The organism is Bacillus sp. ISL-35, assembly GCF_018613355.1.
Classification (GTDB): domain Bacteria; phylum Bacillota; class Bacilli; order Bacillales; family Cytobacillaceae; genus Mesobacillus.
The window spans coordinates 370,665-385,836 of record NZ_JAGGQK010000002.1; the positions used below are offsets into that span (position 1 = coordinate 370,665).

General features: G+C 43.0%; 14 protein-coding genes. 7 read left to right on the forward strand and 7 right to left on the reverse strand.

The genetic code is table 11. The features are described from left to right. Positions 1–21: 21 nt before the first annotated feature. Complete coding sequence (locus tag J7E38_RS05025) at positions 22–1,014, forward strand: phosphotransferase enzyme family protein (RefSeq protein ID WP_214709837.1); 993 nt, start codon at positions 22–24, stop codon at positions 1,012–1,014. A 101-nt stretch (positions 1,015–1,115) separates the two neighbouring features. Here J7E38_RS05025 and J7E38_RS05030 read toward each other — a convergent pair whose 3' ends face one another. Together J7E38_RS05030 and J7E38_RS05035 are read right to left on the reverse strand one after the other, a co-directional pair. Continuing rightward, entirely contained in the window at positions 1,116–1,856 is a 741-nt protein-coding gene (locus tag J7E38_RS05030) for a TPM domain-containing protein (RefSeq protein WP_215038200.1), read from the reverse strand. After that, on the reverse strand, positions 1,856–2,425 hold the full coding sequence (locus J7E38_RS05035; RefSeq protein ID WP_214709834.1) for a LemA family protein: 570 nt from the start codon (positions 2,423–2,425) through the stop codon (positions 1,856–1,858). Before J7E38_RS05035 ends, J7E38_RS05030 begins: the two co-directional genes overlap by 1 nt. Before the next feature lie 278 nt (positions 2,426–2,703). Here J7E38_RS05035 and J7E38_RS05040 point away from each other — a divergent pair, with 278 nt between their 5' ends. Both J7E38_RS05040 and J7E38_RS05045 read left to right on the forward strand, forming a co-directional pair. Then, a complete protein-coding gene (locus tag J7E38_RS05040; RefSeq protein ID WP_214709832.1) occupies positions 2,704–3,141 on the forward strand; it encodes a MarR family winged helix-turn-helix transcriptional regulator in 438 nt (145 codons plus the stop codon). Positions 3,142–3,288: 147 nt separating this feature from the next. Further along, positions 3,289–4,983 (forward strand): M3 family oligoendopeptidase, encoded by a 1,695-nt coding sequence (locus J7E38_RS05045; RefSeq protein WP_214709830.1) that lies wholly within the window; start codon positions 3,289–3,291, stop codon positions 4,981–4,983. Positions 4,984–5,184: 201 nt separating this feature from the next. On the opposite strand, the gene J7E38_RS05050 is transcribed toward J7E38_RS05045, so the two are convergent. Both J7E38_RS05050 and J7E38_RS05055 read right to left on the reverse strand, forming a co-directional pair. Beyond that, complete coding sequence (locus J7E38_RS05050) at positions 5,185–8,211, reverse strand: efflux RND transporter permease subunit (protein ID WP_214709828.1); 3,027 nt, start codon at positions 8,209–8,211, stop codon at positions 5,185–5,187. Between the two features lie 126 nt (positions 8,212–8,337). Beyond that, on the reverse strand, positions 8,338–10,488 hold the full coding sequence (locus J7E38_RS05055) for an ATP-dependent Clp protease ATP-binding subunit (protein ID WP_214709826.1): 2,151 nt from the start codon (positions 10,486–10,488) through the stop codon (positions 8,338–8,340). A 269-nt stretch (positions 10,489–10,757) separates the two neighbouring features. On the opposite strand from J7E38_RS05055, the gene J7E38_RS05060 reads away from it, so the two are divergent. Continuing rightward, positions 10,758–11,801: a YkvI family membrane protein gene (locus tag J7E38_RS05060; protein WP_214709824.1), complete on the forward strand. Its 1,044-nt coding sequence runs from the start codon at positions 10,758–10,760 to the stop codon at positions 11,799–11,801. A 216-nt stretch (positions 11,802–12,017) separates the two neighbouring features. On the opposite strand, the gene J7E38_RS05065 is transcribed toward J7E38_RS05060, so the two are convergent. Further along, entirely contained in the window at positions 12,018–12,677 is a 660-nt protein-coding gene (locus tag J7E38_RS05065) for a hypothetical protein (protein ID WP_214709822.1), read from the reverse strand. Between the two features lie 171 nt (positions 12,678–12,848). Further along, the gene (locus tag J7E38_RS05070; protein ID WP_214709820.1) at positions 12,849–13,460 is read right to left on the reverse strand and encodes a CPBP family intramembrane glutamic endopeptidase; all 612 of its coding nucleotides are present in this window, start codon (positions 13,458–13,460) and stop codon (positions 12,849–12,851) included. 124 nt (positions 13,461–13,584) lie between these two features. Here J7E38_RS05070 and J7E38_RS23835 point away from each other — a divergent pair, with 124 nt between their 5' ends. Next, the gene (locus tag J7E38_RS23835; protein WP_222125050.1) at positions 13,585–13,701 is read left to right on the forward strand and encodes a DUF6254 family protein; all 117 of its coding nucleotides are present in this window, start codon (positions 13,585–13,587) and stop codon (positions 13,699–13,701) included. 110 nt (positions 13,702–13,811) lie between these two features. Here the strand turns inward: J7E38_RS23835 and J7E38_RS05075 are convergent, their stop codons facing one another. Then, on the reverse strand, positions 13,812–14,000 hold the full coding sequence (locus J7E38_RS05075; protein ID WP_023615106.1) for a YkvS family protein: 189 nt from the start codon (positions 13,998–14,000) through the stop codon (positions 13,812–13,814). Between the two features lie 617 nt (positions 14,001–14,617). Between J7E38_RS05075 and J7E38_RS05080 the strand changes: the two genes are divergently transcribed. Both J7E38_RS05080 and J7E38_RS05085 read left to right on the forward strand, forming a co-directional pair. Next, on the forward strand, positions 14,618–14,812 hold the full coding sequence (locus J7E38_RS05080; protein ID WP_214709818.1) for a hypothetical protein: 195 nt from the start codon (positions 14,618–14,620) through the stop codon (positions 14,810–14,812). 90 nt (positions 14,813–14,902) lie between these two features. Further along, positions 14,903–15,076, forward strand: a complete 174-nt coding sequence (locus J7E38_RS05085; RefSeq protein WP_251030204.1) for an aspartyl-phosphate phosphatase Spo0E family protein — start codon at positions 14,903–14,905, stop codon at positions 15,074–15,076. Positions 15,077–15,172: the final 96 nt, after the last annotated feature.

A 15,172-nucleotide genomic window follows, 5' to 3' on the forward strand; every position in this document is an offset into this window, starting at 1 on the left:
ATTCAAAGAGGAGAGCGAGGAATGGAACAGACAGTGAATTTACAGATGACCGTGGAAGTGTTGAATGGTTTTCTGGAGCGTTTTGGTTTAGAGGCCGAAGTAAAGAAGCTTGGGGATTTCGAAAATTATGTATTTGAAACGTATAGGACTGGCCAGCCCTATATCATGCGCATCACTCATAGTACCCATCGTAATAAGGATGAGATTTTATCCGAGCTCGACTGGATGAGACATTTATACCGTGAAGGCCTGTCTGTTCCGGAAGTCTTTCCTTCGTTAACCGGAAGTCTGGTTGAAGAAGCAGCAGCAGAGGATGGCAGTATTTTTTACGGATGCTTGTACGCGAAAGCTGAAGGAAAGGCTGTCTCTGTCCGTTCAGAGCAATTCGATGATGTACTATTTGAAAAGTGGGGAGAAACGATTGGAAGGATGCACAGCGTAACAAAGAGTTACCAACCATCCGAAGGCATCAAAAAACGCTGCAGTTGGGATGAAGATGACCTCCTCCAGGTGGAAAAATATTATCCTGCTGAAGAGCAGGAATTGGTCCAGAATGCAAAAGCGGTGATATCGTCCATTTCATTGCTCCCGAAAAATATCGATAATTTTGGAGTCATCCACAGTGATATCCATTCCGGCAATTTCTTTTATGATGGAGAAGAAATCCATGTTTTTGATTTTGATGATGCCAGTTATCATTGGTTCTCATCCGACATCGCCATTCCCTTGTATTATTCCTTGCTATACAGAATTCCTGCCAGTGAAAAAGAGGAGCGCCAGCGCTTTGGACAAATGTTTCTGGAGTCATTCATCAATGGATATCAGAAAGGGAATCAGCTCCCCGAAGGATGGAAAGAACATGTCCCATTGTTCCTGATGCTCAGGGATGTTGTCCTGTATGCCGTCCTGCATAAGAAAATCGCTCCAGAGGACAGAGATGAAAAACTTCTGGCGATGATGGATGAGATCGCGGACAGAATTAAATGCAAAGAGCCGATTGTGAAAATCAGCTGATGAATAGGTCTAAAAAAAACACCAGAGCAACCGCTGCTGGTGTTTTTCTGTTATTGAATTCGACTCTATGCTGGTCCCTGAAAGTGAGAAATTAGAGATCCTTACCAGCCGCGGCTTGCACCACCGCCGCCGGAAGAACCGCCTCCTCCTCCCCGGGGACCCCCACCGCCGCCGCCGCCCCTTGAAATGATCGACAAAAGCAGATAGGTAAGGGTACCGCCAAAGAACATGAAATCAAGGATGATCACACCGATTACGATAATGATCAGCAGCCAGGAGGGGATGGGGAAATCCTGTTGCTGCTGAACATCATTCGGGGCGCTCCCATATTCATTCGTACCTGACACCTCATTTGCGAGAGCCTGATACGTATTCATCACTGCCAGGTTAGGCTGGCCATTTTTCAAGTGAGGAATCGCGTATTCATCAAGAATTCTCCCTGCCTTGCCATCGGGAATGACCCCTTCAAGTCCATAACCGACCTCAATCCTGATTTTCTTTTCCTGCATGGCAATAACAAGCAATACGCCATTATTATTTTCTTTGGTCCCGAGGCCAAATTTACGGTACGCCTCAACTGAATATTCCTCGATGCTTGTCTCCCCGATCGAATCTACGGTCAGGACCGCAATCTGAGATGTTGTCTGGTCATCAATCGACCGGCCGATGGTTCGTAATTGGATTTCTTCATTTTCACTTAAAACATTCCCGAAATCCTGGACATAAATATCTCCAACAGGTGCCGGTATCTCATTTGGTGCCGCGATTGCACCGGATGGAAGCAGCAAGAGCAGGATGCCAAGCAGTGCTGCTAATCCGGGGAATCTTTTCGGAGTCATCATCAGCCTCCAAAGTCAACCTCAGGAGCTTCCTGTGCCCGAGGGTCTGCTTTAAAATATTCCTTTTCGTCAAATCCTGTTATGTTTGCGATAAGGGCACCTGGAAATCGTTTAACCATTTTGTTATAAATGGACACCTGGTCATTGTAATCCTTCCTGGCCACAGCCAGTCTGTTTTCTGTGCCGGCAAGCTCGTCCATCAATTGTGTGAATTGCTTATCCGCTTTCAGGTTTGGATAATTCTCGACCACTACTAGCAATCTGCTTAATGCACCCGACAATTCAGCATTTGCGGTTGCCTGTTCTTCTGGTGTATTTGCGCCAGCCAGCCTTGCACGGGCATCCGAAATCGATTTGATCACTTCTTTTTCATGGGATGCATATCCTTTGACTGAATTCACAAGATTCGGGATCAGGTCCAGCCTTCTTTGCAGCTGGTTCTCTATCTGGGCATAAGCCTGATCGACATTCTCTTCTTCGGAGACAAAGTTGTTGTAGCTGCCAACCCCCATCATGATGAAAATTCCCAGTATCACCAATAAACCAATAACAATTCCTAAACCTTTTTTCATCCAAGACACTCCCAATTCTTTGTTGAAGGTTTTCGCTATAATGCCGGAAACAACTAAAATAAACGAAAGCCTTATTATTTATGCAGATGCCCGTATTTTTCCCTCATTAGACAGGTTTTTAAACTTTTTGAATGGGGATAATCTTTCCCGATGTTTACCTGGATGATGAATTAAAATAGTTTTTATTGATAAAATTAAGGGAATTACTGATAAAAACAACAAATTCAGATATACTCTAGTTATGGATTAGTCGTTTAAGATAAAGGAATGAATTATGCATGAGCAATGAAACAGAAAAATCTTTAAAATTATTTATTGTATTGTCCCGCGCCTATCGGGCAGTTAATGAAAAGGTGAACAAGGTCATCCAAAAAAATGGACTGAACCCCACAGAGTTTGCTGTGCTTGAGTTGCTTTACCATAAAGGGGAGCAGCCACTCCAGCAGATTGGCGGGAAGATCCTGCTTGCAAGCGGCAGTATCACCTATGTGGTCGACAAGCTCGAAGAAAAGGGCTACTTGAATCGGGTGGCATGTCCAAAAGACCGAAGAGTGACATACGCAAAAATTTCAGAAGATGGCAAAAAGTTGATAGAAGAAATTTTTCCGGAACACAGCGCCTTGATTCACGAACTGATGGACAGCCTGTCAGATGAGGAAAAAGGCACTGCGATCGAGCTGTTAAAAAAGCTGGGGCTATCTGTGAGCAAATATTAAAAAAACGGCAATTGCCGTTTTTTTGTTATCCCGATAATAAAATTTTTTGAAAAGACAATGCATTAAACAGGAAAAATGGGGCCATCCGTAGAATAGGATGGAGATGGGGTGAATTTTCATCCTTATATAGATAAAGGGGGCAATACGATGAGGTTTGAGGAATATACATATACACGGCCGAATTTGGACGAAGTGACGGCCAAATTTGATCAGCTGCTTGAACAATTCAAGAATGCCGGATCGGTTGAGGAACAAAGTGTTGCTATGGATGGAATCAATGGGCTGCGAAATGATGTCGGAACCATGTTCAATCTTTGCTATATCCGTCATTCGATTGATACTGAAGATGAATTTTATAAGCAAGAGCAGGATTTTCTTGATGAACTGGCTCCAGAGGTAGAAGGTCTTGTGACCAAATATTATGAAGCACTTGTGTCATCTCAATTCCGTGCTGAGCTTGAAGCGAAGTGGGGAAGGCAACTGTTTGCACTTGCTGATGCACAATTGAAGCAATTTTCCCCGGAGATTGTTCCTTTGATGCAAAAGGAAAACAAACTTTCCACTCAATATACAAAGCTTGTAGCATCAGCAAAAATCATGTTTGACGGAGAAGAGAGGACGCTCGCTCAGCTTGATCCATTTACAGAGTCAAAGGACCGTGAAACAAGGAAAAAAGCCAGTGAAGCGAAATTCGCATTTTTCTCAGAGCATGGAGAAGAGTTTGACCGCATTTATGATGAACTGGTAAAAGTAAGGACGGAAATGGCACATAAGCTTGGCTACAACAACTTTGTCGAGCTGGCTTATTACCGTATGTCCCGAACTGATTATGACAGCAGCATGGTAGCGGCATTCCGTGACCAGGTCCATAAATACATCGTACCGGTAGCGACGAAGTTGAAGGAACGCCAGCAAAATCGAATCGGTGTCGATGAGTTGAAATATTATGATGAGCCTTTCGATTTCAAGACGGGGAATGCTGCACCGAAGGGAAGCCCCGAGTGGATCATTGAAAACGGCCAGAAGATGTATGATGAACTCTCGGCTGAAACAGGTGAGTTCTTCAAATATATGAACGATAACAACCTGATGGATCTTGTTGCCAAGAAAGGGAAAGCCGGCGGCGGTTATTGCACATATATTGAAAACTATAAATCACCGTTCATATTTTCGAATTTCAACGGAACATCCGGTGACATTGATGTCCTGACACATGAAGCAGGGCATGCCTTCCAGGTATACTCAAGCCGTCATTTCGAGATTCCGGAGTATAACTGGCCAACATATGAGGCATGTGAAATCCACTCCATGAGCATGGAATTTTTCACATGGCCATGGATGGATCTATTTTTCAAAGAAGATACCGATAAATACAAATTCTCTCACTTGAGCAGCGGCCTGTTGTTCCTGCCATATGGTGTTTCAGTCGATGAATTCCAGCACTGGGTATACGAAAACCCAGAGGCAACACCTGCAGAGAGAAAACAGCAATGGCGTGAAATCGAGAAAAAATACTTGCCGCACAAAGATTATGATGGCAACACCTATTTGGAAGAAGGCGGATTCTGGCAGCGTCAGGGCCATATTTACAACTCGCCATTCTATTATATTGATTACACGCTTGCCCAAATTTGTGCATTCCAATTCTGGAAGCGTTCAAGGGAAAACAAGGAAGAAGCGTGGAACGACTATGCCAACCTCTGCAAACTCGGCGGAAGCATGGCATTCACTGACCTTGTAAAGGAAGCGAACCTGATTTCACCATTTGAAGAAGGCTGTGTTCAATCCGTGATTGGCGAAATCGACAGCTGGCTGGAATCAGTCGACGACAGTGAACTGTAAAATAGAATAGTGAAGCCTTTGGGCATCACCTCAGCCTGCAGACAAACTTGATGGAAATCCAGTTGTCTGCAGTTTTTTTTAGGACACAAATAGCCCTTAATGGTGCCCACTTTTTAAGGATCGTAAGAAATTAAGTCACCAATAGCCGTCTTTGGTATCCTTCCAAAACAAAAGCCCGCATCTAAGTGCGGGCTTCAAATCTTACATACCTCGTTCTTTTTTCACTTGTTTGAAGAAGAAAACTTCATAGATCACCGGGATCAGGATCAATGTCAACAGGGTGGAGGAGGTAAGTCCGCCGATTACGGTTACTGCCAGCCCTTTTGAGATCAGGGTGCCTGATGAGGTGGTGAGTGCCAATGGAATCAATGCGGCAATTGTCGCAAAAGCGGTCATCAGGATTGGCCGGAGCCTTGTAATTCCTGCTTCGATCAACGCTTCACGTACAGGCATTCCTTTTTCAGTTCGATTCTGGCCAATTCGGTCGACCATGACAATGGCATTGGTCGTAACAATTCCAATCAGCATCAGCAAGCCGATCATGACACTGACTGACATTGGTTCATCAGCAATCCACAATCCCAAAAGTGAACCGATTGGGACGAAGATCAGGGATGACAGGATAATGAACGGAATTCTTGCCTGACCGAAGGTAATCAACATCGTTAAGTAGACCAGCCCGATGGCCACAACCATGGCGATTCCCAGTTGAGTGAAGGTTTCAATCGTTTCATCGCTTCCGCCGCCGCCTTCAAGCGAAACACCATCTGGAAGGTCGATATCATTTTTGACACCGTCAATGACAGCAGTTGAAACGGCCCTGATATCATTGGAATCGATCTGCGCAGAAACCCGGGCGAAAATTTTGCCATCCAGTTTCTGAATGGAGGTGAATGCTTCAGTCTCGGTGATGCTGGCGATTTCTGTAATTGGAACAGGACCTTGCTGGGTGAAAATTAAGGTATTCTTTAAATCATCGATTGTTTCGGATTGCTCATCATAAATAATCGAAACCTTTCGATCCTCCCCATCGAGCTGCAAGGTACCTGCATCGACTGGTTTTGTTTTATCCGAGATGGTGCCGAGAATCTGAAAGCCGGAGAGACCCAGCTGTGCCGTTTTCTCAGGGTCGATATCGACCAGAACCTGTTTTTGTTTTTCAGAAAAATTGTTAGACACATATTTTAAGCCATCCTGCTTATTCATGTAATCTTCGACTTTGGCTGCTGCTTCCTGTAAGGCAGAAAGGTCAGTAGAATATAAGTCGATATTGACATTGTTATTGGATGGAGGACCTCCTGTGGACTGTTCCTGGATGCCGATTTTCGCATCCGGCTCTATGGAAAGCACGGTATCTTCCATTTCTTTTTCGAGCTTGGGAATAAACTCAGAAACACTCGCTCCTTCTCCAAGGCTTAAAAAAAAGTTCGCCTGGTTCTGGCGTTTGAGACCAGTCTGAAAATCACGGCTTCCGATTCCGACGGTTACATCATTGATTTCTTTTTGTTCTGCGAACATATTCTCGACTTTCAGCGAAACTTCATTTGTTTTTTCAAGTGAAGTAGAAGAGGGCAGCTGAAATGTCGCAACAAGCAGCTTTTGCTCCTCGTTTGGTATGAAAGTGAAACCAAGTCCTCTAACAAGGAATCCTGAACCTGCAAGCAGGGCAATCGACATTAAGATCACGAGCCCTTTATGGTTCAGGGACCATCTGATGGAAGAGGCATATGCTCTTTGCATTGCACCTTCTTTTTCTTCCTTTGGCACTCTTTTGAAAGAGAATTTTGCCAGGATTGGTACGATTGTAACGGCTACAACCAATGATGCAAGCAGTGAAAATACAATCGTCAGTGCGAAAGGCAGGAAGAATTCCCCGGTGATCCCACCGACAAGGCCAAGCGGCAAGAAGACAACAACGGTAGTAATCGTGGATGACGTGATGGCTTTCAGGATTTCCTTTGTGGAATCCTGAATCAGGTCATCGGTCATGCCCTGATTGGTTTTCCGGACTCTCCGGAAGATATTCTCGATGACGACAATACTGTCATCGACGACACGTCCTACTGCCACAGCCATTCCGCCCAGGGTCATGATATTCAATGAAATATCAAGCTGGTTCAAAAAGATCGACGAAATTAACAGTGATAGCGGGATGGAGACAATCGCGATAATGGTTGCCCTGAAATTCCTCAGGAAAATCAATACGGCAACTGAAGCAAACAGGGCACCGAGCAACCCTTCCTTGACGAGGGTGTTGACTGATTTTTCAATTCCTTCTGCTGAGTCGAAGCCGATCGCGTATTCCAGGCGGTCATCATAACTGTTGATCACGCCTAAAACCTTTTCAGCTACTTCGACTGTATTTGCGTCCTGCTTTTTCGTGATAGCCATCGATAATGATTCTTTTTCGTTATACCGGGTGATTTCCGGTTTTTCGGTTACCACATCGATCGAGGCAATTTCACTTAGTTTGACGGAAGGAGCATCTGGTGTGAATTTTGATTTAATGACCAGGCTTTCAAGTTCAGTGATTTTTTCTACTTTTTCCTGCACCCGTACCGGCACCTGGATTTCGTTTTCATTCAGGTTGCCTGCCGGGAAGCTTAATTTTTTGGAATCAATCGTTTCTTTAATATCATTCAAACTCAGCCCCACCTGTGCTGCCCTTTCCTGGTCCACGGTGATTTGAAGGATGTCTTCGGTCATGCCGCCAACAGAAACACTGTTTATGCCTTGGATTTTATTCAGCTCCGGAATGATCTCTTCGTTCACCAGAGTCTCGAGATCTTCATCACCTTTTGCAAACAGGGAGATATTGAAAATCGGGAATGTGCCAAATGAGAATCTGTTTACGTTCGTCTGCACGTTCTCAGGCAGTCCTGCTTCCTTGATGAAGGTGTTGACCTGTTGTTCGGCATCATCAAGCTGAGTATCAAAAGGAAATTCCAGATTGATGATAGCAATGCTTTCAAATGAAGAACTTTGCATTTTCTTGATGCCATCGATCCCTTTGAATTTTGTTTCAAGCTTCTCGGTAACCTGTTCGTTGATGTCTTGCGGGGATGCTCCCGGATATATGACTTCCACAGAGAGCTGTGGAAATTCGATATTTGGCAGCAGATCAACCTTTAGCCTGGTGAATGAGTACAGGCCGCCAAGTATCAGTAAAAATGAAATGATAAATACAGCGAATGCGTTTTTGAGACTGAATCTTGTCAAAAATCCCATTAAAAGACCTCTTTTCTATAAAAAAGCTATGACTCTATTCTATATGCCTTCTATGTAGTTTTCATTTTTAAACTGTAAAAAATAAAAATAACCCGAAGTTTCATAACTCCGGGTATCAAATAAAGATTATTTTTGTTTGATGGTAATTTTGTCATTTTCAATGACTGCTTCCAACTGGTTTGCTTCCGGTGCTTCAAGAATAAAGTCGGCAATGGAATCCTCCAGTTGTTCCTGGATGGAACGACGCAGCGGGCGGGCACCGAATGCTGGGTGGTATCCAAGCTCAGCCAACTTAGTCTTCACTTCCATTGTCACTTCAAGGTTGATGTTCTGCTCTTCAAGTGTTTCTTTCAGTTCTGCAAGCATCAAGTCCACAATCTGAAGAAGGTGTTCCTTCTCAAGAGACTTGAACTCTATGATGCTGTCGAAACGGTTCAGGAATTCTGGTTTGAAAAATCCTCCCAGTGAATCAAGAATGCTAGATTCATTGACAGCAGTGTTCTGGCCAAATCCTACCTTGATGGTTTTATGTCCGACACCTGCGTTGCTTGTCATAATGATGACTGTGTCCTTAAAGCTTACTGTGCGGCCCTGGCTGTCAGTCAGGCGTCCATCTTCAAGAATTTGCAAGAACATATGCTGAACATCTGGATGAGCTTTTTCAATCTCGTCCAGCAAAATGATGCTGTATGGGTTGCGGCGGACTTTTTCAGTCAGCTGGCCAGCTTCATCATGGCCTACATACCCTGGAGGCGAACCAATCAGCTTGGAAACACTGTGCTTCTCCATATACTCACTCATGTCGAGACGCACCATTGCATCCTTTGAACCAAAGAGTTCCTCAGCCAAAGTCTTGGTCAGCTCTGTCTTACCAACACCAGTAGGGCCGACGAACAGGAACGAGCCGATTGGACGATTCTTTGATTTCAGACCTGCACGGCTGCGGCGGATTGCCTTGGCTACTTTCTGCACGGCATCATCCTGTCCAATGACTTTGCCATTCAGGTTGGCAACAAGATTCTTCATCTTTTCCTGTTCGTCTTCCTGAAGCTTGCCGACAGGAATGCCAGTTTTCTTCTCGATGATTTCCTGGATATGCTTGACTGTTACAACAGGTCGTTCAGCATTGCCATTTTCATTTATTGCTTTCTCAAGCTTCGCTTCTTCATCACGGAGCTTGGCAGCAGTTTCATAGTCTTCCTGCTTCAATGCTTCTTCCTTTTCTTTCGCAATTTCAGCAAGGCGGCTTTCAGCATCATTTTTATTTGTATAGTCAGACACCAGGTTTAGCTTAGAGCCAGCTTCATCCATTAGATCAATCGCTTTGTCTGGAAGGAAACGATCCTGGATATAGCGGTGTGAAAGCTGGACACACGCCTTGACGGCTTCATCCGCAAAAGTCACCTGATGGAAATCCTCATACTTGGACTGGATTCCTTCCAGGATCTCAATGGCCTCGTCCACAGTTGGTTCCAGTACATGGACAGGCTGGAATCGTCTTTCTAAAGCTGCATCTTTTTCAATTTTGCGGTATTCCTTCAGGGTTGTCGCACCGACTACCTGAAGTTCGCCGCGGGCAAGTGCTGGCTTGAGGATATTGCCTGCATCCATGGAACCCTCAGCAGACCCTGCACCTAAAAGCTGGTGGATTTCATCAATGAAAAGAATGATGTTTTTGCGTGCCTGCAATTCAGAAATCAATTGCTTCATTCTTTCCTCGAATTGCCCACGGATTCCGGTGTTCGATACCATGGAAGCGACGTCTAAAAGATAGACTTCTTTATTCTTCAGCTTCTCTGGCACATCACCCTCGACAATCTTCAAGGCAAGACCTTCAGCAATCGCTGTTTTGCCTACACCGGGTTCACCGATGAGCACAGGGTTGTTTTTATTTCTTCTATTTAAGATTTCAATCACACGTTTAACTTCTTCGTCCCGGCCAATAACCGGATCAATCAAACCTGTCTTGGCGATTTGTGTCAGGTTCCTGCCAAATTGGTCGATATAGCCCTTCCCGCCGCCGGCTGTTTTAGTTGCAGAAGCAGATGTATTGTGAGGTTCCTGATTCATATTCCCAGAGAATTGTTTGAACATATCATTAAACGGCGAACCTCCAAATCCGTTAAACCCGGACATTGGGCTGCCAAATGAAGCACCTAATTTTTCTCTCTCTTTTTGGTAGCAGTCTTCACAGAGCATTAAATGCTTCTGGTTACCATTTAAGCTTACCTTCAATTGAATATTCGCATGTTTTTCCTGGCAATTTTGGCAAAGCATTTAAATTCCTCCTTCAAAAGTTTCTATATTTTTTATTTAATCAAAGATGTTTTGACTTTGACTATCTTTGATCAACTTAACTATATTGTACTTTGACCAACTTTGACTTTCAAGGTGTTTGCATATGGGAATTATTAGTAATTCAAAACGTGAGGCGTAGCCTTTAACTTTGGATAGGAAAGCAACGAGGTTTATGAAACAAGCTTTATAAAAAGCTCGTCATGGTTTGTCTTTCCATACATATATTGAAACAGAGGGAGGGGAACGCTTTGAAAACGAATTGGGGTGCTGCCTTTCAGATCGCTGCTGTTTATGTCGGCACTGTGGTGGGGGCTGGTTTTGCGACCGGGAGGGAAATCGTTGAATTCTTTTCCCGTTTTGGCATATTTGGACTGATTGGAGTGTTCATGGCTGGATACATTCTTACATATATGGGTGCTAAATTGATGCGCATTGCAGCGGCCATTGGCGCCCGATCATATGAAGAAATGAATGTGCATTTATTTGGAGTGTTTTTTGGGAGGATCATTAATATATTGATGCTGTTCATGCTTCTTGGTGTTTGCGCTGTTATGCTTTCGGGAGCCGGAGCCGTTTTTGAGGAACAGCTGGGATTGACGAAATCACTCGGAATCATTATTACGATTGCCTTGTCACTTGCCGTCATGGTTGTCGGCCTAAAAGGTGTTTTTGCCGTTAATACTTTTGTGGTTCCGATGATGATTTTGTTCAGCCTGATCCTATTTTCCCTGTCAGTTAAATTGCCTGGATTCTTTGAACAGGTTGTATTTATTCCATATGCTGAAGATGGCTGGAAAGCCGTAATCGGCCCGTTTTCCTACACGGCACTGAACCTGTCTCTGGCCCAGGCCGTGCTTGTACCTGTCGCCGCAGAGATGAAGGACGATCAAACAGTTAAGTGGGGGGGCATTCTTGGCGGGGTTGCACTAACATTGATTTTGCTATCGAGTCACTTGACTTTGATTATGCTCCCTGGATTTGATACATTCGAAATTCCGATGGCTGTTATCATGAAACAGCTGGCGGCCGGCCTTTATTGGATTTTTGTCTTTATTGTTTATGGAGAAATTTTCACATCCGTCATCGGTAATATCTACGGTCTGGAAAGGCAAATTCAAAAACATATCAAAATGCCAAGCATGCTCATCGTCTCTTTCCTTTTCCTGATCTGTTATTTCATCAGCTTGATTGATTATGGAACACTACTTTCGTTCCTGTATCCGGTATTCGGCTACATCAGCTTAGTGTTCATTGTTTTACTGTGGATGAAGCCAGTCAATTTTAAAAAATGATCATAAAAAAAGAAGGGGGCGCCCCTTCTTTTTCTTGCGTTTTATAGGAAAGTATAAAATTTATTAGGTGTGGATACCTTCTGTGATTATCTTAATCCAGCTCAAGGGCCTAGCCCCTCGAGATGCTTCAGCCCTGTCAATGAAGTCAAAGAACGACTTTACTGTCAGGTCCTCCAGCGCTTGTCAATGCTGAACGAGGCGCTTACGCTTTTTGTTCTATTTCTCTTCTTTCATGATTGTCTTTGCCATTTGGATGAAGGCATCACGGTGGTCAGAACCTTCTTTTGTGAATAGAGTAAGCTTCAAAGGCTGCTCTTCATTTTTAATGAGGTAAGTGGTGACATTGTCCGCTCCGTTTTTTGTTTCCATACCCCAGGCATTGCTGAAAAATGGGTCTTCAGGAATTTCAGTTTCTTTTACCTCAGGCCCGACTGCAGCCAGCTGTGCTTTTGCATTTTCTTCAACCATTGCCCATTCTGCATCTGCTGGAAGCAATTCTATCCTCATAAAGATACTGTCATCCTCAGTCAACATCAGAACATCTTTGTTTGGTTCTTCCGCAGTCAATTCATAATCAGGCAGGACATACATTGAGTAATTTTGGTTATCATTATACTTTAGAAAAGCGGTTTCCTGTTTCTGTTCTCCGTTCAATGTATAATCAAGGTTTTGTTCCATGATCCGGATCAGACCTTCTTCATTGTTCTTTTCCTGTTCCGCCGCTTGCTGATCTTCATTCGAAGCTTCCGGCGCAGATGCCTGCTGTGATTCAGGTGTTTTCTTCACTGTTTTATCAGAATCTTCAACGGATCCGCAGCCAGAGATGATAATTGCCGATAAGCCCATAAGCGCGATTGGTTTTACTAATTTGTTCATGACAAAATGCCCCCTGTTATTTCATTTGCTGTTTTCTACAATTTTAGACGGAAAAAGATAAAGAATGTTACAACCCTTTATCAAAATAACATGGACAAGTCTCTTCCGACAATAATGAAAATGACCCACGAGCCAGCGTGGGTCATTTTTCAGGATTCATTATTTTCAATGCTACCTGAGGGGAAGAAAAACAAATAATAATAAATCAAAGACAATATGGGAAACAATCACAAGCGGCATGCTCCTTTTCCAGGCATATAAAATGCTCCATGCCAGGCCGGCGATCACTGCAGCCAGAATCAGAATAGCTTGCCCGGAATAAAAATGGACAGAAGCATATAAAAGCACAGATAAGCCGATTGTCATTTTCATTCCAAAGTATTGACTCAGTCGCTCTTGAATGAATCCCCGCCAAAAAATTTCCTCACCAGGAGCGATGATCAAGACAAGGACGATATAATGCCAGAGTAATTCAGGAGAGAATCTGCTGTACAGGGAGCTGATTTGCCCGGAAAAAGGCAGGTTGATTAATTCGATCAATAAGCTTCCGAACCAGAAGAGACCAAATAAACCTGCTCCTGAAATAATCCCTAACGTTAAATAAGAGAGTGTCGATGCATTGTCCTCGATTTCTTCATGGATGATAGAAAAGCTTATAAGAACAAGCATTGAAGCTGTGAATATATACCAGAAAACGTTTTTATCCTCGAAGGTAAAAAACATAAGAAGATGCGCGATCAAAATGCCCAAAATTAATCTGGGATCCGCCATCCATTTTTTCATTCTCGATAAACCCCTTTCCAGAAACAAAATTTATTGTACCAAATAATTCATTAAAGTTGTAAGGAAAAGATTTCTGCAAGATGGGGAATGTTAAGACAGAACAAAAACGAGGGGAGGGAAGAGCATGTCTCAATCGAAACGCGAGAAGGAGCGTAATTGGACAGTCCGTAAACAGGATCAGCATCCTCATGGGAAAGTGAAATCGTACAAGGAATTAGCTGGCAAAGAAACAAAGGAATAGAACAAATTTTGAACAAGTATGAAGCAGCCAATACGAAGCTCCGCAGCTGGGGTGTTTACCAAAGAAGAAAAAGCAGCCAAGGCTGCTTTTTACTTCTTGCATAACATATATTAATAGGCTGTTTCTTTAACAATTTTATAGTTTTTATGATTGATTACTGTGCGCTGGTCCAGTTCCAGATCCCTGAAATTGTTCATATATGTTAAATCAACAATTACAGAATTCTCATTGACCTTCTCCACAACTCCTTGTAATCCTTCTTTGAATTCGATTACATTTCCAACTTCGGCTTTCTTCAAATAACCTCGCTCCTTCGTTATATTTCGAATTACTAACATTTTGCCTTAAATATTTCAAAGCGTAAAGGAAAATCTGTTATAAATTTTAAATGTTCACGAAATTTTCAAATTTAAAAGTTAGAAAATTCAATTTATAGTATTTATTATATAGAAAGATAACATATTCATCCAGAGGAAATTTATATTGTTTAAAAGGTTTTTTCCCATTTAAATAAGTTTAGAAACTTGTCTCTGCAAGATAGAAATTTGCAAATTGTCCATTAGGAGATAAAATGGTTTTAACTTATTGGCTCTGTTAAAGCTAAATGATGTTTTCTAAATCCTGTTGATTGTAGTGGAAGGCGCGTAGACTCCTCCGAAAATGCTAACGCATTTCCATCGTGCGTGGGCAAACTCTAGGAAGCTTCTCAATGTCCTGCGGGCACAGCTGGTCAGGGGAGACCCCGCAGGAGCAAAGCGACGAGGAGGCTCAGCGCCAGCCAGGAAGAATTGCCTTTTGAAAAAGCCGGCAGTAGGGCTTTTTCATTATTCTTCCAGCGGAAAGCGAAGCGCCTGGAACGAAAATCAACAGCCTTGTTTAACAGAGCCACACTATTAATGATAAAGGATGTGAAAATATGGACAAGGAACAAGCTGAAAGAATGCTCGAAAATCTGAAAAATCGAGAGGTAGAAGAAATCTTTGTTGCAAAGCAGGATTTTATGATTTTCCGTGAAGTGATCGTGAAGCGGGAAGATTTTAAACATTTCAGGGGTATTGCCCAAAGAGGCGGCGATGTCATTTATCAATATGTGGATGAAGCAAGGAGCTGACCTGATAACCTATGTTAAGGGGAAAATTGTACTATACCTATTAGTGGAATAGTAGTAAAATATTAACATAGACTGATGAGGTGATCGCAGATGGAAACTATGTGCCGCAATAAAATAAAAGAAGAAATCGAACATAAACGAAAAGAAATGATTTCTTCGGCCAAAGAAACCGGTTTTCTCAGCGTGCAGACCATATCAGTAAGCCAGGAACTTGATCGGCTGTTAAATATTTTTCAAGGAGAAGGTCAGGCAACATCAAAATAAATGTGAAAGGACACTAAACCAGTGTCCTTTTTATATCTTTAATTGGTTGAAAATTCACACATAAATATCAGCTGATGTTAAAATTTTTTTTAGAAC

What these genes read in the sequence shown, in the direction of transcription:
- J7E38_RS05025 (WP_214709837.1), top strand. Translation starts at nt 22, where the DNA reads ATGGAACAGACAGTGAATTTACAGATGACCGTGGAAGTGTTGAATGGT.
- J7E38_RS05030 (WP_215038200.1), bottom strand. Translation starts at nt 1,856, where the DNA reads ATGATGACTCCGAAAAGATTCCCCGGATTAGCAGCACTGCTTGGCATC.
- J7E38_RS05035 (WP_214709834.1), bottom strand. Translation starts at nt 2,425, where the DNA reads ATGAAAAAAGGTTTAGGAATTGTTATTGGTTTATTGGTGATACTGGGA.
- J7E38_RS05040 (WP_214709832.1), top strand. Translation starts at nt 2,704, where the DNA reads ATGAGCAATGAAACAGAAAAATCTTTAAAATTATTTATTGTATTGTCC.
- J7E38_RS05045 (WP_214709830.1), top strand. Translation starts at nt 3,289, where the DNA reads ATGAGGTTTGAGGAATATACATATACACGGCCGAATTTGGACGAAGTG.
- J7E38_RS05050 (WP_214709828.1), bottom strand. Translation starts at nt 8,211, where the DNA reads ATGGGATTTTTGACAAGATTCAGTCTCAAAAACGCATTCGCTGTATTT.
- J7E38_RS05055 (WP_214709826.1), bottom strand. Translation starts at nt 10,488, where the DNA reads ATGCTTTGCCAAAATTGCCAGGAAAAACATGCGAATATTCAATTGAAG.
- J7E38_RS05065 (WP_214709822.1), bottom strand. Translation starts at nt 12,677, where the DNA reads ATGAACAAATTAGTAAAACCAATCGCGCTTATGGGCTTATCGGCAATT.
- J7E38_RS05070 (WP_214709820.1), bottom strand. Translation starts at nt 13,460, where the DNA reads ATGAAAAAATGGATGGCGGATCCCAGATTAATTTTGGGCATTTTGATC.
- J7E38_RS23835 (WP_222125050.1), top strand. Translation starts at nt 13,585, where the DNA reads ATGTCTCAATCGAAACGCGAGAAGGAGCGTAATTGGACAGTCCGTAAA.
- J7E38_RS05080 (WP_214709818.1), top strand. Translation starts at nt 14,618, where the DNA reads ATGGACAAGGAACAAGCTGAAAGAATGCTCGAAAATCTGAAAAATCGA.
- J7E38_RS05085 (WP_251030204.1), top strand. Translation starts at nt 14,903, where the DNA reads ATGGAAACTATGTGCCGCAATAAAATAAAAGAAGAAATCGAACATAAA.